The 20,893-nt window shown below is 51.8% G+C and carries 17 protein-coding genes; 12 read left to right on the plus strand and 5 right to left on the minus strand.

Annotated elements, in window-relative coordinates:
• Positions 1-152: 152 nt before the first annotated feature.
• The gene (locus ACJJIQ_RS05445; protein ID WP_445363954.1) at positions 153-1,013 is read left to right on the plus strand and encodes an FHA domain-containing protein; all 861 of its coding nucleotides are present in this window, start codon (positions 153-155) and stop codon (positions 1,011-1,013) included.
• The gene (locus tag ACJJIQ_RS05450) at positions 1,010-1,264 is read left to right on the plus strand and encodes a glutaredoxin family protein (RefSeq protein ID WP_413662439.1); all 255 of its coding nucleotides are present in this window, start codon (positions 1,010-1,012) and stop codon (positions 1,262-1,264) included. The genes ACJJIQ_RS05445 and ACJJIQ_RS05450 overlap by 4 nt, the downstream gene beginning before the upstream one ends.
• A gap of 1 nt (position 1,265) precedes the next feature.
• Here the strand turns inward: ACJJIQ_RS05450 and ACJJIQ_RS05455 are convergent, their stop codons facing one another.
• A complete protein-coding gene (locus ACJJIQ_RS05455) occupies positions 1,266-3,272 on the minus strand; it encodes a transglycosylase SLT domain-containing protein (protein WP_445363955.1) in 2,007 nt (668 codons plus the stop codon).
• Between the two features lie 156 nt (positions 3,273-3,428).
• Here ACJJIQ_RS05455 and ACJJIQ_RS05460 point away from each other — a divergent pair, with 156 nt between their 5' ends.
• A complete protein-coding gene (locus ACJJIQ_RS05460; RefSeq protein ID WP_444897700.1) occupies positions 3,429-5,294 on the plus strand; it encodes an ATP-binding cassette domain-containing protein in 1,866 nt (621 codons plus the stop codon).
• Positions 5,295-5,347: 53 nt separating this feature from the next.
• Here ACJJIQ_RS05460 and ACJJIQ_RS05465 read toward each other — a convergent pair whose 3' ends face one another.
• Positions 5,348-5,791, minus strand: coding sequence for a universal stress protein (locus ACJJIQ_RS05465; RefSeq protein ID WP_282932316.1), 444 nt, complete (start codon positions 5,789-5,791; stop codon positions 5,348-5,350).
• Between the two features lie 145 nt (positions 5,792-5,936).
• Between ACJJIQ_RS05465 and ACJJIQ_RS05470 the strand changes: the two genes are divergently transcribed.
• From ACJJIQ_RS05470 to ACJJIQ_RS05485, 4 genes are all read left to right on the plus strand, one after another.
• A complete protein-coding gene (locus tag ACJJIQ_RS05470; RefSeq protein WP_444907928.1) occupies positions 5,937-6,467 on the plus strand; it encodes a hypothetical protein in 531 nt (176 codons plus the stop codon).
• Between the two features lie 207 nt (positions 6,468-6,674).
• Positions 6,675-9,362: a type I DNA topoisomerase gene (topA, locus tag ACJJIQ_RS05475; RefSeq protein WP_282932318.1), complete on the plus strand. Its 2,688-nt coding sequence runs from the start codon at positions 6,675-6,677 to the stop codon at positions 9,360-9,362.
• Between the two features lie 3 nt (positions 9,363-9,365).
• Positions 9,366-9,857, plus strand: coding sequence for a DUF6586 family protein (locus ACJJIQ_RS05480; protein WP_444911030.1), 492 nt, complete (start codon positions 9,366-9,368; stop codon positions 9,855-9,857).
• 355 nt (positions 9,858-10,212) lie between these two features.
• Entirely contained in the window at positions 10,213-10,470 is a 258-nt protein-coding gene (locus ACJJIQ_RS05485) for a hypothetical protein (RefSeq protein ID WP_282932320.1), read from the plus strand.
• Between the two features lie 63 nt (positions 10,471-10,533).
• On the opposite strand, the gene lexA is transcribed toward ACJJIQ_RS05485, so the two are convergent.
• Complete coding sequence (gene lexA / locus ACJJIQ_RS05490; RefSeq protein WP_444893501.1) at positions 10,534-11,139, minus strand: transcriptional repressor LexA; 606 nt, start codon at positions 11,137-11,139, stop codon at positions 10,534-10,536.
• 160 nt (positions 11,140-11,299) lie between these two features.
• Here lexA and ACJJIQ_RS05495 point away from each other — a divergent pair, with 160 nt between their 5' ends.
• The 5 genes from ACJJIQ_RS05495 to ACJJIQ_RS05515 all read left to right on the plus strand — a co-directional run bounded on the left by ACJJIQ_RS05495 (position 11,300) and on the right by ACJJIQ_RS05515 (position 15,604).
• Positions 11,300-11,938, plus strand: a complete 639-nt coding sequence (locus tag ACJJIQ_RS05495) for an LOG family protein (protein WP_282932322.1) — start codon at positions 11,300-11,302, stop codon at positions 11,936-11,938.
• Between the two features lie 283 nt (positions 11,939-12,221).
• A complete protein-coding gene (locus ACJJIQ_RS05500) occupies positions 12,222-12,851 on the plus strand; it encodes a TetR/AcrR family transcriptional regulator (protein ID WP_282932323.1) in 630 nt (209 codons plus the stop codon).
• A gap of 33 nt (positions 12,852-12,884) precedes the next feature.
• Complete coding sequence (gene nagZ, locus ACJJIQ_RS05505; protein WP_445363956.1) at positions 12,885-13,901, plus strand: beta-N-acetylhexosaminidase; 1,017 nt, start codon at positions 12,885-12,887, stop codon at positions 13,899-13,901.
• An 81-nt stretch (positions 13,902-13,982) separates the two neighbouring features.
• Complete coding sequence (locus tag ACJJIQ_RS05510) at positions 13,983-15,089, plus strand: mechanosensitive ion channel family protein (RefSeq protein WP_282932325.1); 1,107 nt, start codon at positions 13,983-13,985, stop codon at positions 15,087-15,089.
• Between the two features lie 299 nt (positions 15,090-15,388).
• Positions 15,389-15,604, plus strand: coding sequence for a cold-shock protein (locus ACJJIQ_RS05515; RefSeq protein ID WP_020413094.1), 216 nt, complete (start codon positions 15,389-15,391; stop codon positions 15,602-15,604).
• A gap of 512 nt (positions 15,605-16,116) precedes the next feature.
• Here the strand turns inward: ACJJIQ_RS05515 and ACJJIQ_RS05520 are convergent.
• Together ACJJIQ_RS05520 and mfd are read right to left on the minus strand one after the other, a co-directional pair.
• Positions 16,117-17,112: a CsiV family protein gene (locus ACJJIQ_RS05520; protein WP_445363957.1), complete on the minus strand. Its 996-nt coding sequence runs from the start codon at positions 17,110-17,112 to the stop codon at positions 16,117-16,119.
• Positions 17,113-17,235: 123 nt separating this feature from the next.
• On the minus strand, positions 17,236-20,715 hold the full coding sequence (gene mfd, locus ACJJIQ_RS05525; RefSeq protein ID WP_445363958.1) for a transcription-repair coupling factor: 3,480 nt from the start codon (positions 20,713-20,715) through the stop codon (positions 17,236-17,238).
• Positions 20,716-20,893: the final 178 nt, after the last annotated feature.

Consider the following 20,893-nt stretch of genomic DNA (forward strand, 5'->3'; position numbering starts at 1 on the left):
AACCGAATCACACGCTAATGATATCGCCCATGATAAACTCAACTTTATCAATAAAAGTGAGTGTTTCGGCTGCTTTTTAACATTAGTTAAGCTCACTGTCTTCAATAATTGGCCAATTTCACACGGCCATTTTGGCTTTAGGAGCGATTTCGATGCTCAAACTTTGTGATGTCAATGATCTCAGCCAGAGCGTATGGCTGGTATCGCCGGGAGTAACTGTGGGGCGGGCGCAGAGTAGTGACTTGTGTATTGCCGATGATTCCGTAGCGAAGTCGCACCTTAAAATTGCGGTTAATGGCGATGTTCTGACTTTGCACAATTTGTCGGGCGCGGCCCGTGTCTTGCTTAATGGTCAGCCAACTGGTACACCGTGCCAGTTAAAAATAAACGATCAGGTCAAAGTGGGCAGCCGTTTACTCCAGGTAATCGACCCTAAGGTAACTAAGCTCAAGTCTGGCCCCCCTAAGGCTGCTTCGAATCAGGGCGTTGCCTGGGCGCTAAGAGCCAATCACCGGGCTATTGCAGGAAAGGTGTTCCCTGTGAAAGAGAGTGCGGTAATTGGGCGCTCCGATGAGTGTGATATCACTTTTTCGCTTTCTCATCTTTCGCGTAGGCACGCTCGTCTCGAAGTAAGGGAGGGCTTACTGTTCGTTATTGACTTAGGTTCGGCAAATGGGACTTTTGTCAATAATAGAAAGGTTAGTGAGAGTCGGGTGCGCAGGGGAGATGAGCTTCGACTCGACACTTTAAGTTTTTCAATTGTCGGCCCAGCTGACGATAACAACCGAACGGCTGTACGCCCGGTTTTGCCGGAGTTCGAATTGCCCAGTTCTACCTCTGTCTCTGGAGAAGCCGATACAGTCCCCTATGCAGTGCAACCCAGTTTGTCCGAGGAGGTACCTGAGGAAGTCGATAAGCCAAAGGCTAAAAGTAAAACGTGGCTTTTAATAGCGGGGCTTGCGCTAAGTGTTGCGGGATATCTCTGGGGCAGCAGCCAGGGGGTTTTTGGATGAGCGATATAAAAGAGCTTTTGCTTTACACCACTTTGGGTTGCGGCCTGTGCGAAAAAGCCAAAATTGAAATTTGGCCTGCGCTGGAAAAATTCAACTTGCGTCTTCGCGAGGTGGATATCGCCGAGGATGAAGCGTTAATGGAGCGCTTTTCTATCCGCATTCCGGTGGTTGGCCTTGGAGACCCCGACGATGTTTGCGGTTGGCCGTTTGACCAGGTGCAATTGCAAGATTGGCTGAAGGAGCGGCTTTAAATTACAGTCGGCTCGCAGCTTCACTCTCCCTTAATAGTTGCAGCTTGGTGCCGCTTCGGTAGGCGTAAATTACAGAATAGGCGAGTACATTTTGCACATAATTACGCGTTTCCCGGAATGGAATGGTTTCAATCCACACATCATAGGGCAGCTGTTTTCGGGTCTCTTTTAGCCATCCCGCTACGCGGGTTGGCCCGGCATTATAGGCGGCGGCTGCCAGAAAGCGGTTATTGTCAAAGCGGTTAAGTAAGCTACTTAAGTAAAAGCTGCCCAGCGCAATGTTAGTATTGGGGCTCAAAAGGTCCCAGCTGCGTCGATAGCGCACCCCCGCTCTGCGTGCAGTAGCTTTTGCCGTGGATGGGAGCAATTGCATAAGTCCCAGGGCCCCGGAGCTGGATTTTGCATCGTGGCTAAAGTGGCTCTCTTGTCGTGCCACAGCGTAAATCAGATATGGCTCTAGTGCCGAGCTCTGGGCACCAACCTGTTTGCTCACATCGTGAACAATATCGGAAAAAGCGAGTGGGAATCGCAGTTCCAAGTCGTCGAGGTAGTCAGCCGCAAGCACTGACTGGATTGATTTATGGTACCAACCCCAGGCGCTAGCTACTTTGCCAGCCGCAAGTAATTCCTGGTGGTCCATAGCTCTTGTGGCATAGCTCCATTCCCTTCGGGCATGGAAGAGTTCGCCTATCGCTTGTAATTCTCGGGCCCTCAGCAGTTCGGGGCGCTTTGCCATCTCCTGCACTTGAATGGGGGTGATTGGTGCCGGCCGGTGCTCAAAGCTGTACTGTTGCCCCAAGGTATCAGCGGCAAGGAAACCGTAGTAACTGCGATTGCGGGCGGCTTTGCGGTAAAGGTGGGAGGAAGCTTCGGAACTTCCTGTGCCATAAAGTTCTTCCAGTGAGCGGGCTTTCCAATATATCCACCGGTCGAGTTGTTGTTTCTCCTCTGGCAGGCGGTCAATCCAGAACGCGACCTGTTGCCAATTTAATTCACGTAGGGATTGTCTGGCTAGCCACTCGATGGTACGGCCGTCGGTCACTGTGTGATGTTCAACCAGCTGTTGCAAGCGCTGCATATTATCCTGGCGAGCAAATTGACGCGCCAAGTGCTTGAACATGGCTTCTTGTTGGGCATCGGAAAACAAGTAGCTGGCCTGATAGCGGTGCCACGCAGTTTCAGCTTTGATCGCGTCTTTTTTCGCCAATTGGTGCAATCCGTGCAACACGATATCGCGATATTCCAGAGGGTTGTAGGCGAACTTGGTGTCAGTGAGAAGCTTCTGTGGGTTGCGATGGACCGAGCGTAAAAGTTTGGCTTTCTCTGCTTGTGCTGGCGTCATTTTTTTGGCGATATAACGTGCCAAATCGAGATTGCCTTCTTCGACTGCCAGCAGGTGCCGCTTCCAAGCGAGTTCCTGCGTCAAGCCGCCGTTTTTCATCCAGCGGGCAAAAACGGGGTCGCACTCCTCGACTTGGGACCGCCCAACAAGCCAGAGTTCTGATATCAACTGCTGTGTTTCTGCCTGATAGCTGTCTCGGCGCGATAGGGCATCGGCGTAATAGCAGCGGAGGGAGGTGCGACTGTGTTGCGAAGGTTGGTAATAGCGCAGGTAAGTCGAGAACTTTTTTTGACTACCGAGTTGGCGCAACAACCTGACCATCATCCAGTCGCCAATAGCCGTGCCTCTGTTGCTCTCCAGGAATTGATCAACTTCTTTTAAGGGCAGTTGGTGCAGTTTTTCACTGAGCGCCCAATAGTCAATATAAGCAGCGAGGGGATAATCTTTGAGCTCAGCTTTAAGTGCTCGAAGTTGCCGTCGATCCTTGTATTTTATCGCCTGCCGGGCCTGGCGCAGCTTTTCTCTCTGCGCCGCACGATTATCTTCGGATACTTCCGGTGCGATAGCGGTTGCCTGAACAGATTGTGCATTAGTGGGCACGGCTGTGCAGAGACAGGTGATGATTAGGGCAGAAAGAAGCGCGATTCCTTTTGCGTCAGCTGACATCTCAATTACCTCAGTTGGACGTGTGTTTCCAGCTATGACTGACTATACGGTAAAAACGCGTAAAATAGCTGATTTTTCACAGAACCCGAAAGAGCCGACTTCGCTTCTTTCATCAGCGGGATTGAGGTTCGGGTTTGATAATTGTAGTGCCTATTTATGTTGCTTCTATTGGATGGGGTCAGTCTTCGTTACGGGACCCAGGTACTGGCAGACAATGTCAGCGCAAAAGTTGAGCGTGGAGATCGTATATGCCTTGTGGGGCGTAATGGGGAGGGGAAATCCAGCCTGTTGCGCTTGATAGCGGGGCAAGTTGACGCGGATAGCGGCGAGATTGTTCGTGCCAGCGGTATGGTTCAAGCGGTTTTGGAGCAGGAGTTACCTGCCGATTGCCCCGATTCTGTCTACGGATATGTGGCTATGGGATTGGGCGAAATAGGCGCTGTTTTGTCGGCGTACAGGGACTCCCCCACAGCAGAGCTACAAGCCAAAATCGAAGCGGCTCACGGTTGGGAGTTGCTGCCGAAAGTGGACAGTGTATTAGATCGTTTGGGGCTCGATGCAGACGAAAAGGTTGCCGACCTTTCCGGTGGCTGGCAGCGCCGGGCTGCTCTGGCTCGCGCTTTGGTGGTGGAGCCTGATCTGCTGATACTGGATGAGCCAACCAACCACCTGGATATTGCTGCAGTCGAATGGCTTGAGAATTTCCTCGCCAGCTATCGTGGCGCTCTTTTGTTTGTGAGCCATGATCGTGCATTGGCACAACGTTTGGCCACCAGCGTATGGGATTTGGATCGTGGACACCTGCGGACATTTCGCTGCAAGTTCGACCGTTACCAGGAAGAAAAAGAGAAGCTTCTTGAAGAAGAGGCAAAAAATGAAGCTCTTTTCGACAAGAAGTTAGCACAGGAAGAGGCTTGGATTCGCCAGGGCATCAAGGCTCGCCGAACCCGTAATGAGGGGCGGGTTAGAGCGCTTCAAGCACTGCGTCGCCAAAGGGAAGCGCGCCGGTCCCAGCAGGGTATAGCCAAGATGGCCCTGGATAGCGGTGAGATGTCCGGCAAATTGGTCGCTGAGTTGAAGGGCGTCACTTTTGCTTACCCCGATGAGCAAGCGTTGATTAGGGATTTATCATTCACGCTGATGCGTGGAGACCGCGTTGGCCTAATAGGCCCCAATGGTGTCGGCAAAAGTACCCTGATCAAATTGCTGCTGGGAGAGCTAAAGTCCCAGGGGGGGAGTGTGCGCCTGGGTACCAAGCAGCAAGTGGCCTATTTCGATCAGCGCCGGGATCAGCTGAATCCCGATTTGACTGTGCTAGATAATGTCGCCGAAGGGCGCGACTCAGTGACTATTGGTGGTAAAAGCCGCCACGTAATGTCTTATTTGGCCGATTTTCTTTTTAGTGGTGTTAAAGCCCGTACTAAAGTCAGCGCCTTGAGTGGTGGAGAGCGAAATCGCGCCTTGCTGGCAAAATTGTTTAGCCAGCCCGCCAATATTTTGGTGCTTGACGAGCCCACCAATGACCTGGATGTAGAAACCCTGGAGCTGCTTGAACAGTTACTCCTGGACTTTGGCGGAACGGTTCTGCTGGTGAGCCATGACCGTGCTTTCCTGGATAATGTGGTGGGCTCATGCCTCGCATTTGAGGGGGATGGCCGCATCCGTGAATACGTGGGCGGTTATGGGGATTTTGTGCGCCAAGGTGGCAGCTTTGTCGCTGAGCTGAAAGAAGTTAAGCCAGCTGCTAGTAAACCAAAGGAAAAGCCCCAGTCCCAGGAGGCGGCTCCAGCGAAGAAAAAGAAACTGAGCTATAAGCTTCAAAGAGAGCTGGATAGCCTGCCCGCCTTGATTGAGTCTTTGGAAGAAGAGATAGGGGCTATTGAGCAAGAGGTTGCCGACCCCAGTTTTTATCAGCAGGAGCAGGCGTTGGTGCAGGCTAAGCTGAACACCCTGACGGAAAGACAAGCCCAGCTCGAAGAGGCATTTGAACGCTGGTCAGAGCTGGAGGGCGGAGACGACTAAGTTGAAGGGGAAGCTGCAATTATTGCTGCTTCCCCCTCCCCAATTTTGAAGGATTATTCGTCTTCCATATGTACCCGAATCGCCAGAACATCGCATTTGGCGCCATGGAGAACGCCGTTGGCGGTAGAGCCGAGTAGTAGTGCTAAGCCGTGACGACCGTGGCTGCCAATAATGATTAAGTCAGCTTCGATATCTTTGGCTAAGCGATGAATCTCAGTAGATGGCTGGCCGAGTATTACGTGCTGGCGATCTGCGGGGATATCCAGCCGATCGGCGGCTTTTTGCAATTGCTCCTTGGCCTGGGATTGTAGTTGGTCCTGTACCTCGGAGAGGTCCATTGGGATGTCGCCGCCATAGGCAAAAGTCAGGGGCTCAATGGCGTGAAGTAAGCTTAGCTCTGCACCAAATGCTTCAGCCATATCAGCGGCCCTATCAAGCACCTGGGAAGATTCTTTTGACAGGTCCAAGCCCACGAGGATGTGTCGGTATTTCGCCATAATTTACCTGCTCCTATCCCTTTTATTGACTGTGAAAAACACCCTTGTGACACCTATTTTGAGTCTACCGCAAAAAAAACCGATTGACATAGATCACGCGGAACACCGCACAATAGTCACTTTTTTCCACTGATGAGGAGTGGTTATGTCTGATTGGTTGCCGGTGATTATCGTCGGATTTGCCATCGCTTTGGTGCTGGGGCCGGTGATGTGGCTCAAGCCCAATGCCCGTGACAGCCGTCTTGCAGATTTGCGTAGCCGGGCGGCCCAGGCTGGCATTACCGTACAAATCCAAGCGCTGCCTGCGGCGTTGGGTGATGGGACTGCGGCTGTCTATTATCACCGCTGGCAGAACCGTAAAGGCCTGAGTGTGGGGTGGGTTTTGGATAAGCAACGGATTGAGCACGAACTGAATTTTTCCGGTGTTTGGGATTGGGCTGATGGCCAGCCAGCTCCGCAAGGGGCATGGAAATATTTGCGCGAGCTACTGGAGAGAATCCCTCGGGACGCCTGTGCGATTACTGCAACACCAGTGGGTCTCGGTATTCAGTGGCCGGAGTCAGGAGGCAATCAAGCCTTCCAGAAACTGATGGCGTCGCTCGATGAGTACACCCCCTTAATAGAAGAAGCTATTCGAAAAGTGAGTTCACGCGCGGCGACTGAGGGGCTGTCTTGATTGCCGTATTAGCGGTGTAAAAGAGCGTCTACTGAGTCGCATTTAGGCGGACTGCCCAGTGCCAAATTTGGTGACTGTGAGTGGAAAATTGTCAGCTTTGCTTGACCGCGCTTGAAGTGAGGCTTATATATTCGCGCAGCACAAGCCCGATAAGAGGGCTTGAAAGACTTGCAATAGCAGTAAATTTTCATTTGAAATCAAAGGCTTATGGGTAAATCACTGGTCATCGTCGAATCACCGGCCAAAGCGAAAACCATCAATAAATATCTCGGCAAGGACTTTGTTGTGAAGTCCAGTGTCGGCCATATTCGCGATTTGCCCACAGGTGGGGGCAATAAACAACCGGTTGACGCAAAGGAGCGCGCCCGTCGTGCAGCGGAAACACGCAAGCTTTCCCCCGAGGCGAAAGAGGCTTACAAGCGGAAGAAAAACCGCGATCAGCTGATTAAGCGTATGGGGATCGACCCGGATCACGAGTGGCAAGCCCACTACGAGATACTGCCGGGTAAAGAGAAAGTGGTGAGTGAGTTACAAAAACTCGCCGAAGGCGCCGATCATATCTATCTCGCAACGGACTTGGATCGCGAGGGAGAGGCAATTGCCTGGCATTTGCGTGAAGCAATTGGTGGCGATAACGATCGCTACCGCCGGGTAGTGTTTAATGAAATTACCAAGTCTGCGATTCAGGAGGCCTTTAAAGATCCCGGCCGTCTGAATATTAATCGGGTAAACGCCCAGCAAGCACGCCGTTTCCTCGATCGAATCGTTGGCTATATGGTATCCCCTCTACTGTGGGAAAAAGTGGCCAGAGGCTTGTCAGCGGGGCGTGTGCAATCTGTTGCGGTCCGTCTCGTAGTTGAGCGGGAGCGGGAGATTCGCGCGTTTATCCCGGAAGAGTACTGGACCCTGTTTGCCGATACGGCGACGGCAAAGGCTTCCAAGCTGCGCCTCGAGGTGAAAAAGCAGGCTGGTGAGGCTTTCCGTCCTACCAACGAAGAGCTGGCAATGAGTGCTGCCAAGCAGCTTCAGTCCAGTGAGTTTGTTGTTTCCGCCCGTGACGATAAACCAACCAGCTCCAAGCCCAGCGCACCATTTATTACTTCCACTTTGCAGCAGGCGGCCAGTAACCGCCTCGGCTTCAGTGTGAAGAAGACCATGACCCTGGCCCAGCGCTTGTATGAAGCCGGTCATATCACCTACATGCGTACAGATTCCACCAATCTCAGTAAAGAGGCTGTGGAATCTGCACGGGATTATATTGCCGAGAATTACGGCGATAAGTATCTTCCAGAAAGCCCCAATAGCTACAGCAGTAAAGAGGGCGCTCAAGAGGCGCACGAAGCGATTCGCCCGTCCGATGTTCGTATCGCCCCAAATATGTTGTCCGGTGTTGAGCGGGATGCGGAGAGGTTATACAACCTGATTTGGCAGCAGTTCGTGGCCTGTCAGATGACGCCCGCCCAATTTACTTCCTCTTCAATCGTGGTCAGCGCAGGTGACTTTGAGTTGCGTGCGCGGGGTCGAGTAATTCGTTTCGATGGTTTCCTGAAAGTTGCGCCACCGAGCGGCAAAAAAGATGAAGATCTGGTACTTCCAGATGTGAAGGTAGGTGAAAAGCTATCCCTGCAACAGCTGGATCCCAAGCAGCACTTTACCAAGCCGCCTGCGCGGTTTAGTGAAGCGGCCCTGGTTAAGGAGCTGGAGAAGCGCGGTATCGGCCGTCCCTCCACCTATGCTTCCATTATTTCCACGATCCAGGATCGCGGTTATGTCCGCCTGGAAAACCGTCGTTTTTACGCTGAGAAAATGGGGGATATTGTTACTGACCGTCTCAGCGAAAGTTTCAAGAACCTGATGGACTACGGATTTACCGCAAACCTGGAGGAATCCCTGGATGCGGTTGCCGACGGTGATAAGGGTTGGAAGCAACTGCTCGATGAGTTTTATCAGGACTTTTCCGGGCGCCTGGAAAAAGCCCAGTCTGCCGATGCAGGTATGCGTCGCAATACGCCGACAGACACCGATATCGAGTGCACCAAATGTGGCCGCCATATGCAGATCCGCACTGGCTCCACCGGTGTATTCCTGGGGTGCTCTGGATATGCACTGCCGCCAAAAGAGCGTTGTACCAATACCATGAACCTGGTTTCTGGTGATGAGGCGGTCGATGCGGATAAGGACGAGGAAGCTGAATCCAGGTTGCTGCGGGAGAAGCGCCGCTGCGGCAAGTGCGGCACGGCTATGGATAGCTACCTGTTAGATGAGCAGCGTAAATTGCATATCTGTGGCAATAACCCGGATTGCAATGGCTACGAGATTGAGCAGGGCACTTTTAAAATTAAAGGTTATGACGGCCCCATTATTGAGTGCGATAAGTGTGGCAGTGATATGCAGTTGAAGTCTGGTCGCTTTGGCAAGTACTTCGGCTGTACCAATGAAGACTGTAAAAACACCCGCAAGCTACTGAAAAATGGGCAGCCGGCGCCACCGAAAATGGACCCGGTTCCCATGCCGGAATTGGCCTGTATCAAAGTTGAGGATCACTATATCCTGCGCGATGGTGCCTCGGGTCTATTCCTGGCTGCCAGCCAGTTCCCGAAAAACCGTGAGACCCGTGCGCCCCTGGTTAAAGAGCTGCTGCCTCACCAGAGTGAGATCGATCCAAAATACAGCTTCCTATTCTCTGCTCCGACGCAAGATGACAGTGGGCGGGATACCGTAGTTCGATTCAGCCGCAAAACCCAGGAGCAATATGTTCAATCTGAGGAAGAGGGCAAGGCGACCGGTTGGCGTGCTTTTTATCGCGATGGTGGTTGGAAAGTAGAGGCCTCCACCAAGAGCACTGCTGCCAAGCGCAAGAAACCCGCAGCTAAAAAGACAGCGGCAAAGAAGTAGGTAATGAGTAACTCTTACACGATTCATGTCACTTCGGCTCTGCGCAAGAGCCAGCTGTTGCTGCAACAGCCGTGGGACTTGCCTCTCCAGCGCGATGCGCTGGAAGAGGCAGCGTTGATGCAATTGTGCAAGGCCTATCGGGCTTTTCTTGCAGAGCAGGCCGCCCAGCTTCAGCTGGGATTTGAACCGGAGTCTCCGCAGTTGATCATTGATGCGCTGGGCGTTCAGGGTAGGGCTAGTGCGGAGGCCAATGAGCTGTCCGGCCTGGTCGGCGACCCGCAGAGTTGGTTATCCCATATGCTTTACGCCTGGGAAGAGCAGCAGAAAATATCTGTGGGTGCTGATGAAAAACAGCAACAGGTTAATTTAATCCCGCTACACAACGAAGTTGCCAAGCCCGAGTTTGCACCTTTGTCCAAAGAGTTATTGCTTCAGTGGCATCGCTCGCTGAGTGAGTTGGTGGTGAGGCAGCGCGCTCACTTGGATGAATGTTAACTAATACGCTTACTCGACCTAGGTGAGCTTCTGAATAGGTTCGTAATATTTCTGCGAATTTTGAGGGTTGTAGATATTAGGCGTACCTCTGCGAGAAAGTTCGCTGTCCTTTGAGTGGGCCACAATGGGGTAGTTGTGGCCCACTCGACATAACCCGCAACTGGTGCAACGTGCAAAGCAATTCACTCTTCTCTTGTGATCTCTTCAGTGGTTTAGATAATCCTTTGATACAGCGTGCTGGTAATAGACTGCCTCGAAAGTCAGGAGCCAGAAGCCTCTCAAATTGGATGAATGAAACTTATCGCAAGCCTGTGGTACACTGGGCGCAAACTGTTGTGCCGTGAAGGAAAAGCGAATGTCCTCCGAAACTTTTGAAATAATCGAGCTGGCTAATGGCGATGTAGCTTTGCGTCGTGCTGGCCATAAAGAGGACCCTTTGGTAAGCATTTCTTTTTCTGCGGAAAGCCTTCAGTTTCTGCGCAAGAACAAGGTTGCTGTGGCAAGGGCTATGTTGGAAGCGGGTATTGAAGCCGTACAAAATCTAGACGATCTTGAGGCTGGTTACTTCGAGGAAGAAGACGATTTAATGCCGGTAAATCATACTATTCACTAACATCAGCGTTAGTTCGAGTCTTAACAACAGCGGCCAATGGCCGCTGTTGTCGTTTTTGGGGGCTTAAGGCGTTTGGCGAATAACCCCTACGGCTAATCCCTCAATCACAAAGTTCTTATCTCTCATATCGACTTGAATTAACTCAAAGTCATCATTTTCAGGTAGCAACTGAACGGTTGCCTGATTTCCCTTGCGGCGAAAGCGTTTCACTGTGACTTCGTCATCGATACGGGCAACGACGATTTGGCCATTGCGCACTTGCTCGGTCTTTTGCACTGCCAGCAAGTCTCCATCGAGAATGCCCGCATCTCGCATACTCATACCATGCACCCTCAACAAATAATCTGCGGGGGGATGGAAGAAGCTCGCGGGCAAGTCGCAGTAATCTTCAATATGTTCGCTGGCGAGTATGGGATTCCCCGCAGCTACTCTACCCACAATCGGCAAGCCGGATTGGTGATCCGGAATTCGAATGCCTCGGGAAGCGCCGGCAACCATCTCAATGGCACCTTTTCTGGCGAGCGCTTTCAGGTGTTCCTCGGCGGCATTGGGTGAGCGGAAGCCGAGCTCCTGGGCAATTTCTGCCCGCGTTGGCGGGTAGCCTGTTTCATCCAGGTAGGACTTGATCAGGTCGAGAACCTGGGACTGACGAGCGGTGAGATTGGTCATAGATTTACCTAGTTTTCTGTATTTATATACAGTTGCTGGAATTATATACAGATTTATTGTTCGCGCAATCCTCAGGTTTTAGTCTTTGTGAGCTGCTACATTGATGGAGAAAGCAAGGAGAGAAGAAAGCGTTGAAGGAACTGACAAAGAGGGAAAAATAATGTTGGATGCAAAAATGCCAGAAGCCTGGAGAGTGCTTCGTATTCAGTCTGAATTGGTAGATGGGATAGAGCGGCTGATAGCGTTAGGTGGTGCAGTGACAGTGTTTGGAGGGGCGAGATTTACAGAGGACAGTCCTGAATATCAACAGGGGGTAAAGTTGGGAGAGTTGCTCGCGGCTGAAGGGATCCCCGTGATTACCGGTGGTGGGCCGGGGCTGATGGAGGCTTGTAACCGAGGGGCTTTCGGGCAGCCCGGCGCATCAATTGGGCTAAACATAGAGCTGCCTTTTGAACAGGCGGCAAATCCATATCAGGACATCAGTTTGAACTTCCGATACTTTTTTGTACGGAAATTTATGTTTGTAAAACACGCACTTGGATTCGTTGGACTTCCCGGTGGCTACGGCACGTTGGATGAGTTGTTTGAAGCTCTTACCTTGGTGCAAACGCAGAAAGTGCGGCGTTTCCCAATTGTGTTGGTAGGTAAGCGTTACTGGAGTGGGCTGTACGATTGGTTGGTAGATACAGTGTTAGAGCGCGATTGTATCGATGCCAGTGATCTAGACCTTTTTCATATCGTTGATAGTGTGGAGGAGGCTGCGGCCCTGATTATGAAATATATGCAGGTGAAAGAATAATTATTCGGGTGATCTTAAAATACCGAAAAAATTTTCAAAGTTATTTTTGTTAAAGCTGCCTCCGGACTAAAAGGCTATGTCGGCTGGTGGGGTGGCGTACTTGCTCAAGTTGGCGGGAGATCAACTCCAGCAGTATTGATCTTACCGCCTGACATACTTTTCCCTGTTATTTTTACTCTTGTACTTTGCTGAGTGGAGAGCTTAGCTGGCGGGCTCTAGATCAATGAGAATGTGCTACTCTGGCGTCGATTAAACGTATGTTTTAAATGGTGGTTTGATACTTATGAGCCAGATAGATACGGTCAGCCGGATACTCGATGCAGCGGAAGTGCTGTTTGCTGAACGGGGTTTTCCTGAAACCTCATTGAGAACAATTACGAGCACGGCCGGGGTTAATCTGGCGGCAGTTAACTACCATTTCGGCTCCAAGAAAGAACTGATACAGGCGGTATTTGAACGCTTTTTAACGCCTTTCACTAACGCTCTGGAAGAAGAACTTGATCGCCGTATTGCCCTGGGGCAGCCCCTGGGGGTGGAGGAGCTGATCGAATGCCTGTATCGAGTTGGGTTGGGAAGCCTTGGGCTGGAGGGAAAGGATCCACAGCGATTTATGCGTCTTTTAGGATTGGCCTATACCCAGTTCCAGGGGCATTTGCGTCGATTTATCGTATCTCGATACGGGGATACTTACCGCCGTTTTGCCGGGCTGCTGGCTGAAGCGTTACCGGGCTTGGACCCAGAAACTTTCTATTGGCGCCTCTACTTTATGCTGGGAGCGACCATTTTCACACTGTCGAGCCACGATGCGATTGAGGCTATCCTGCGGGAGGATTTCGGTTCTGACAGTACCCTGACCCAGACTCTTGAGCGATTGGTACCCGCTGCTTCGGCCATGTTGAAGGTAGATAATTAGTGGGCGCACTCTTAAATCGATAAGGAACTTAATATGTCTTTACCACCCGGACCGGTCATGGTGGATATCGAGGGGCTTGAACTCACCGAGGAAGACTGTGAGTTACTTCGGCATCCGATGGTGGGCGGGCTGATCTTTTTTGCGAGAAACTATCGGGATCGCCAGCAGCTTATCCAATTGGTTAACTCCATCCGTGCGGTGCGACCAGAGATCCTGCTAGCGGTAGATCAGGAGGGTGGTAGGGTTCAGCGGTTTCGCGATGACTTTACGCGAATACCCTCAATGCAGGCTCTCAGTGCTGTCGCCAGTAACGAGCAGTTGCAGGATGTGGGCTGGCTGCTGGCCGCAGAGTTGCTTGCCGTAGGAGTAGATTTTAGCTTTGCGCCGGTTTTGGATGCGGATGACTGTCACAGCAGGGTGATCGGCGATCGGAGTTTTTGTCCCGACCCCGCCCAGTTAACCGCACTGGCTCGCCCCTTTATCCAAGGGATGCGCGAAGCGGGAATGGCCACGACAGGCAAGCATTTTCCGGGGCATGGCCACGTGCTGGAAGATAGTCATGTGGAGTTGCCAGAGGATAAGCGCTCGTTGGATCAGGTCTTGGCAACCGATGCACTTCCGTTTATCGATTGTATTGGAACCCAGGAACTTACCGCAGTGATGCCGGCCCATATCCGCTTCATCAACATTGATAGCCAGCCGGTGGGATTCTCCCGCTATTGGCTGCAGGATGTATTGCGGCGACAGCTGGGATTCAATGGAGTGATTTTTAGTGATGATCTGTCTATGGAAGGGGCGGGTGCGGCCGGAGGCTATGGCGATAGGATTCGCGCAGCCCTGGAAGCCGGTTGTGATATGGGTATCGTATGCAACAATCGTGTCGGCGCTTTTGAGGCGCTGGCGGCACTGGATACCTTTGTGCCCAAGCCGGAGTCCACTCATCGGTTGTCGGCCATGGGTGGCAGGCCGGTGATTGGCTCCTGGGTGGAGCTTGAGAAGAGTGCGCGTTGGCACAGAACCAGGGAGTGGTTAGCTTCCATAATGCGTTGAGATAAGTTGTTTAAATCCGTCGTCTATTGAGAAGGCGTTATACGGATATTACTGATTGTTGGTTAAAGCGGAGGGGTTCGAGTGGAGTCCGTTGAGAGCGTGCTGTTGTCCTGGCTTGGTGAAAACCGGGTCTGGATAGTTTCTGTTTTCCTCATAGTACTTGCGTCTGGGGTGTTGGCCTGGTTATTTGGCCGGTTTGTGCAGCGCATGGCCATTAAGGCGGAAAAGACGGTTAATCCCTGGGATGATGCTTTGGTTGGGGCACTCTCCCCTCCCGGGCAGGTACTTGTATGGCTGCTGGGCTTGAGTGTCGCTGCCCAGCGAGCGGGGGACGCCACTGGTGCCGAGATATTCTCCCTGGCTGCACCGACGCGGGAAATAGGCTTGATCCTGGTGATGGCTTGGTTTGCCTGGCGATTCTCACACAGCGTGGAACATAACCTGTGCGATCCGCGCTATATGGGCAAGCCGATGGATGCCACTACGGTACGTGCGATCGGCAAACTGGTCAGGGCCTCAATCGTGATCACGGCGGGAATTGTGGTCATGCAGTTCCTGGGCTATAGCGTCAGTGGTGTTTTGGCATTTGGTGGTATTGGCGGACTGGCTGTCGGTTTTGCGGCCAAGGACCTGCTGGCAAACTTTTTCGGTGGCCTGATGATCTATCTGGATCGGCCCTTTGCGGTGGGCGACTGGATTCGCTCCCCCGATAAGGAGATTGAGGGGACCGTGGAAGATATCGGTTGGCGCCTGACCAGAATCCGCACTTTTGATATGCGACCCGTCTATGTTCCCAATGGCATCTTCACCCAGATTGCGGTAGAAAATCCTTCCCGTATGTTAAATCGTAGGATTTTTGAAACGATTGGTATTCGTTATGAAGATGCCCATCATATGGCGGCAATCGTGGCGGATGTTAAAAATATGTTACAGGAACATCCGGAAATTGATTCTAATCGTACGCTTATTGTTAATTTTAATAGTTTTGCTTCCTCTTCTTTGGATTTCTTTATATATACGTTTACCCGCACTACCGATTGGGTTCGTTATCATGAAGTAAAACAGGATGTTCTATTAACAATTCTTAAAATAATTGAGGGATATGGGGCATCCTGTGCATTCCCAACCTCAACATTACATATTGCCGATATACCTTCATTAACGCGAGAGGCCGCGTTAGACAGTTGAGGAATGGGAGTGCAATAAGGTACAAATGATTAGTTTCTAATTGAGCACTATTGAAGATTTTGACGGTTAATTACGCATATTGGGAAAAACGTAGTATTTATTTCACATAGAAAACTAGACACTGGCGCTGTTTTATCTAAGAATCAGGGTACGTCCTTTGAGTATATGCTCATCGGATTAAGCAAGATAGCATTCTGCATGGAGCAGTTTGTTAACAATGGGGTGGCGTTTGCCCCTCTTGCCGAATTGAGCAGTGAGGTAAAAGAGGTAGGCGCAATAACAATAATGAGGTTTTCTCAATGAGTGATCGCGTTACAGGTACAGTGAAGTGGTTTAATAACGCACGGGGTTATGGCTTCATCACCTGTGGAGAAGGAACTGAAGATATTTTCGTTCACTATCGCAGCATTCGCGGCGAGGGCTACAAAACCCTTAATGAGGGGCAGGCGGTAGAGTTCGAAATGCAACAAGGTGACAAAGGACTGCTGGCGGAAGATGTTGTTCCCTGTGAGTGATTTATAGATCACTCGTTGAAAGAACTGTTGTCGTGTAGGGTCCTGCGGCTCAATTGACGCCGGCCCTGTCAGCGCCTCTGAAAAGCGGATCTTTATGATCCGCTTTTTTGTTTGCTACTTTGCAGTGGATATAGGCTTTTCTTCTTTAAGTTGCATTTGTGTCCCTCTTTGTAGATTTGGTCATATCCCGCCCCACCTAAAGTTCCCAATGTAATTGTGTGTATGAGTGAGTTTATTGTGCTCAATAACGTTGTGCTAATTATTATTTTAATACTCCCGGAATATTGCCCCACTGATTGCAATTTTATGTTGTTGTGGGGTGGCGGTATTTGCTTGTTTGCTGGCTGTGTTTTGATTAAAGATAAATTGATTAAATATCGGCTGGGTCGGGTGTGCTTGCAGTGATGGTGAAATTAATTCGTTTGAGGTGAGGAGTTTTAAAGGTATATTTAAAATAAAAGCCCCAGCAAGATTTGCTGGGGCTTTTGGCGAAGGTCGATTATTTAAATAAATTAACTTTCTGTGCGGTTATCTTTTTCTTGGTCGGAATTAAGTGTATCCATATTTTGCGAGTCTTCTTTGGGTTTGGCTACGGTGCGCACTTCAATAAGAATGCCAAATGCAGGGTGGTCGATATAATGAAGTTGTCCGCTACGTAAACGTCTCTCGTGTTGCAGTCTTGCAGCATGGGCTACATATAATGGCTCTTCTTTTATAAGTTCCGGCTCGCCCAGTGTGAGTGGCTCAGTTGTGTTAATTGCGCCCTGACTATTTTCGATATCAAACCCGTTATTTTGTGAATATGAATTTTCAATATCACTGTAATTGCCGGTTAGGATTTGTAGCGGCTTTTCGATTTTATTTTGTGGGCGTTGAGGAAGAAGAATACTGTGTTCCCCGGGTTGCGTATAAAAATCGCTGAGCCACAAATTAGTACTGATATGTAAATAGCGAGCGACACTCAGGGTGATAGATCCCTCAAGCTGGCTGTGGCCGCTGAGCTGGCTGCCGCCATCAATCAGAATGGCCGGAGAGTTTCTCTTGGTTTTTAAAACCTGGCGCCAGGCCTTGTGAAACAGGACCCTGTCACCAGCCCTGGAAATTGCGGCGGCTTTGTTGTTCAGCAGCCTGGGTACAGGTCTTAGCAGCAAGTTTCTTGGTGCTTGCTCAGAGTTCTGCAAACTAGTAGATGCGTCGCCCTCAAGCTCCGATGATTCAATATCGGCTGGGCCGCTCGTTTCTGGGCTCGAGATGATGTCTTCAAGCGATAACACCTCATCCTCTGTTGGCTGAGTTGGGGTGCGCAGGGTGTCAAAGTCGATCCACTTTGATGGATACTGAAGACGGGGTGCCGTCGGCCAGGTCTCTGCGGTTCTTTCCATCCCCTGGGGGCGCTCGAATACGATCATTTCTATTTCGAAAGTATTGCCAGCGTAGTTGACGGCCTGGGCACTGGTTGCTGCCAGCGTGAGCGCCAGGGTTGAGCAGAGGCTAATTATCCTTTTCATGGGTTTACCACTTAAACAATTCTATTTGGGTGCCGAGGGTGTCATTGCCGACAGGCCGTTTAAGCGGGAGTAGGAGACTAATTAGTTTTGCCGCCAGCTCCCGCTGCTGCCTGCCGGATGGTATCACTGTGCAAGCTTTTCCAGAACTTCGTTAATTTCCTGGAGCTTGCGATCAGTACCCTCCTCATCGAGACTGAAATTCAATTGGTTGGCGCCGGCCAGCTGGTAGCGTCCCGGCTGGGTTTGCACCATCTTAACCAAAGTGAGCGGATCTACACGGGTATTCTCCGCAAATTCGATACGCCCTCTTGCCGCAGAGGCCTCAAGTTTGCGGATGCCCATATTCTCGGCCTTTAACTTGATCTCCGTGGTGCGGAATAAGTGTTTTACCGATTCCGGCAGTAGCCCGAAACGGTCGATCATCTCTACCTGAAGTTCTTTCAGTTGCTGCCCGTCGGTGGCATTGGCAATGCGTTTGTACATGATCAGACGGCCGTGGACATCGGGCAGGTAGTCCTCGGGAATCAGCGCAGCAACCCGCAGATTGACGTCCACCGCAGGGGATTCGAGGGGTTCGTCAATATTCGGTGTGCGGCCCTCACGAATGGCCTTCACTGCCTTGTCGAGCATCTCCATATACAGGTTGAAGCCGACACTCTGAATCTGCCCGCTTTGCTCCTCACCTAGCAGTTCGCCTGCACCGCGAATTTCCAGGTCGTGGGTAGCCAGGGTAAAGCCTGCTCCCAGATCCTGGGCCTCGCTAATCGCTTCCAGGCGCTTCACGGCGTCACCGGTCATGGAGCGCTTGTTGGGAGTCAGTAGGTAGGCGTAGGCCTGGTGGTGCGAGCGTCCCACGCGACCGCGCAACTGGTGAAGCTGGGCCAGGCCGAACTTGTCTGCGCGCTCGATCAGTATCGTGTTGGCTGTGGGGACGTCGATACCGGTTTCGATAATGGTGGTACAGACCAGGACATTAAAGCGCTTGTGATAGAAGTCACTCATCACCTGTTCCAGCTCCCGTTCGCGCATCTGGCCATGGCCTATGCCGATACGGGCCTCGGGAATCATCTCCTGTAGCTCCCGCGCGATTCGCTCAATGCTTTTGACTTCGTTGTGCAGGAAATACACCTGACCGCCGCGCAAGATCTCCCGCAGGATAGCCTCTTTTACCAAGGCATCATCGCGCTCGCGCACGAAGGTTTTCACAGAGAGGCGCCGTGCTGGTGGGGTGGCGATCACCGATAGATCGCGAATACCGGCCATGGCCATATTCAGGGTGCGGGGAATAGGGGTGGCGGTAAGGTTGAGGATATCCACCTCGGAGCGCAGGCTCTTCAGGCGCTCCTTCTGTCGGACGCCAAAGCGGTGTTCTTCGTCGATAATCAGCAGGCCGAGATTTTTAAAGTCCAGATCGCTTTGCAACAGCTTGTGGGTGCCAACCAGGATATCCACCTTGCCACTGGCAACCTTCTCTTTCACGCTGTCCACTTCCTTGCTGGAGCGGAAGCGGGAGATCACCTCGATATTGATCGGCCAATCGGCAAAGCGATCCTGGAAGGATTGATAGTGTTGCTGGGCCAACAGGGTGGTGGGAACCAGCATGGCCACTTGCATACCTGCGTGGGCCGAGACAAATGCAGCCCGCATGGCCACTTCTGTCTTACCGAATCCCACGTCGCCGCAAACCAGTCGGTCCATCGGCTTATTTGAGAGCATATCCCCAAGAACTGCCTCGATGGCTTGTTGTTGATCTGGAGTTTCCTCGAAGGGGAAACCTGCGGAAAACTCCCGGTAGGCCAATTGAGGGTTATCGAAGGCATGGCCAATACGGGCTTCGCGGCGGGCGTAGATATCCAGCAGCTCCGCAGCTGCATCGCGGACTTTCTCGGCGGCTTTGCGTTTGGCTTTTTGCCACTGTTCACTGCCCATTCTGTGCAGCGGGGCCAGGGCTTCATCGGCACCGGAGTAGCGGCTGATCAAATGCAGGCTGGCCACCGGTACGTAGAGTTTGGCATCGTCGGCATATTCAAGGGTCAGGAATTCTGCCGGTTGCCCGTCGATCTCCAGGTGCTGTAGGCCGCGATAACGACCTACGCCGTGATCAATGTGAACGACGGGAGTGCCCATGCGCAGTTCAGCCAGGTTTTTAACCGCGTTGTCCGCTTCATCTTTGGCTTTTTTACGGCGGCGTTGCTGCAGTACCCGCTCACCAAATAACTGCGGTTCTGCGATCAGGTTGATTTGCGGGTCCTCAAGCAGCAGCCCTTGATCGATGGGGGCTACGGTAATCCCGATAGTGTCCTTTGCGGCGAGGAAGTCCTGCCAGCTTTGGAAGCTGGGAGGGCTGAGCCGTATGCCCTTTAATAGCTCCAGCAGCGCTTCGCGACGCCCGCTACTTTCAGCACAAAATAGCACCCGACCGGAGTATTCCATCAGGTAGCTTTCCAGTGCAGCCAGGGGTTGTTCGGACTTGCCATCTACTGGCAGTGAGGGGGGTACGGAAGTGTCAAAATTACAGTTGCCCTGGGCTTCCGGAAGACTCTCCGCAGAGAAGATTGCCCGGGGCATGGACTTCAGGGCACCGTTAAGCTCATCAATTTCCAGTAAAATCTGGCGCGGTGGCAATATGGGACGGGTCAGGTCGCCGCGACGACTTTCATAGCGATTGCTGACTTCGCGCCAGAAATTGTCCAGCGGCTGTTGGATATCTCCCTGTAAAAATGCCTGGCTGCCCTCGGGCAGATAGTCGAACAGGCTTGAGCAGTTCCCATCGAAGAATAGGGGCAGGTAGTACTCAATGCCCGCCGGGGCAATTCCTGCACTGATATCCTGGTAAATTGGCACTTGGCTGGGGTCGCTATCGAATTCACCGTGCCAATTTTGCAGAAACCCTGATAGGGCAGCCTTGTGCAAAGGGAATTCCCGCGCAGGCAAAAGGTGAATGGTTTTCACCTTGTCGATGGTGCGTTGGGTTTCCGGGTCAAAGGTGCGAAGGGATTCAATTTCATCGTCGAACAGATCGATGCGGTAGGGCAGGGGGCTGCCCATTGGGAAAATATCCATCAGTGAGCCGCGCACAGCGAATTCGCCGTGTTCGTAGACGGTGTCTACGCAGTGGTAGCCGGCCTGCTCCAGCAGTCTCCGCTGGATATCGATATCAAACTGCTGCCCCTCCTCCAATATCAGCGCATTGCCGGCAATATAATTGCAGGGTGGTAGCCGGTGCATCAGGGTGCTAACTGGGATTATGACGATCCCGGCCCCCATTTTCGGCAGCTGGTAAAGGGTGGCGAGGCGATCCGAGATGATGTCCTGGTGGGGGGAGAAGGTGTCGTAGGGGAGAATTTCCCAGTCGGGAAAATGGAAAATTTCCAGCTCCCCGTTTTCCCCCTTATCTCGCCGCGCTTTGTTAAAAAATTTCAATTGCACCTCTAAACGGTGCGCTTCGAGACTGTCCTTTGTGATTAACAGGGTGGGCGCTTTGTTATTGCGTGCCGCGTTGAGGATGGCGAGCGCGGCAGCTGCGCCATGCAGTTGTCCCCAAAATTGTCGGTCACTGGAGGAGCGAAACTTCGGTGGGGTCAGGGGCTGTATTTCTGTCATCTTTCCTTATATATCCGCGCATTCATTCGAGATGTCTTCGAGGTCGGCTATTGTAGCCGCGAACAGTTTTGCTTGCAGGGAATGTTAACCCTGCCTGTGTTTCCAGTCGGGAACAACTACGCTTTTTTATGGATTGCGCAATGTCGCTCGGGTGGACTACAAAAAGGTAGTTTTACTA

The organism is Microbulbifer maximicatervae (SeqCode), from assembly GCF_052468295.1.

What these genes read in the sequence shown, in the direction of transcription:
- ACJJIQ_RS05445 (WP_445363954.1), top strand. Translation starts at nt 153, where the DNA reads ATGCTCAAACTTTGTGATGTCAATGATCTCAGCCAGAGCGTATGGCTG.
- ACJJIQ_RS05450 (WP_413662439.1), top strand. Translation starts at nt 1,010, where the DNA reads ATGAGCGATATAAAAGAGCTTTTGCTTTACACCACTTTGGGTTGCGGC.
- ACJJIQ_RS05455 (WP_445363955.1), bottom strand. Translation starts at nt 3,272, where the DNA reads ATGTCAGCTGACGCAAAAGGAATCGCGCTTCTTTCTGCCCTAATCATC.
- ACJJIQ_RS05460 (WP_444897700.1), top strand. Translation starts at nt 3,429, where the DNA reads ATGTTGCTTCTATTGGATGGGGTCAGTCTTCGTTACGGGACCCAGGTA.
- ACJJIQ_RS05465 (WP_282932316.1), bottom strand. Translation starts at nt 5,791, where the DNA reads ATGGCGAAATACCGACACATCCTCGTGGGCTTGGACCTGTCAAAAGAA.
- ACJJIQ_RS05470 (WP_444907928.1), top strand. Translation starts at nt 5,937, where the DNA reads ATGTCTGATTGGTTGCCGGTGATTATCGTCGGATTTGCCATCGCTTTG.
- topA (WP_282932318.1), top strand. Translation starts at nt 6,675, where the DNA reads ATGGGTAAATCACTGGTCATCGTCGAATCACCGGCCAAAGCGAAAACC.
- ACJJIQ_RS05480 (WP_444911030.1), top strand. Translation starts at nt 9,366, where the DNA reads ATGAGTAACTCTTACACGATTCATGTCACTTCGGCTCTGCGCAAGAGC.
- ACJJIQ_RS05485 (WP_282932320.1), top strand. Translation starts at nt 10,213, where the DNA reads ATGTCCTCCGAAACTTTTGAAATAATCGAGCTGGCTAATGGCGATGTA.
- lexA (WP_444893501.1), bottom strand. Translation starts at nt 11,139, where the DNA reads ATGACCAATCTCACCGCTCGTCAGTCCCAGGTTCTCGACCTGATCAAG.
- ACJJIQ_RS05495 (WP_282932322.1), top strand. Translation starts at nt 11,300, where the DNA reads ATGTTGGATGCAAAAATGCCAGAAGCCTGGAGAGTGCTTCGTATTCAG.
- ACJJIQ_RS05500 (WP_282932323.1), top strand. Translation starts at nt 12,222, where the DNA reads ATGAGCCAGATAGATACGGTCAGCCGGATACTCGATGCAGCGGAAGTG.
- nagZ (WP_445363956.1), top strand. Translation starts at nt 12,885, where the DNA reads ATGTCTTTACCACCCGGACCGGTCATGGTGGATATCGAGGGGCTTGAA.
- ACJJIQ_RS05515 (WP_020413094.1), top strand. Translation starts at nt 15,389, where the DNA reads ATGAGTGATCGCGTTACAGGTACAGTGAAGTGGTTTAATAACGCACGG.
- ACJJIQ_RS05520 (WP_445363957.1), bottom strand. Translation starts at nt 17,112, where the DNA reads ATGAAAAGGATAATTAGCCTCTGCTCAACCCTGGCGCTCACGCTGGCA.
- mfd (WP_445363958.1), bottom strand. Translation starts at nt 20,715, where the DNA reads ATGACAGAAATACAGCCCCTGACCCCACCGAAGTTTCGCTCCTCCAGT.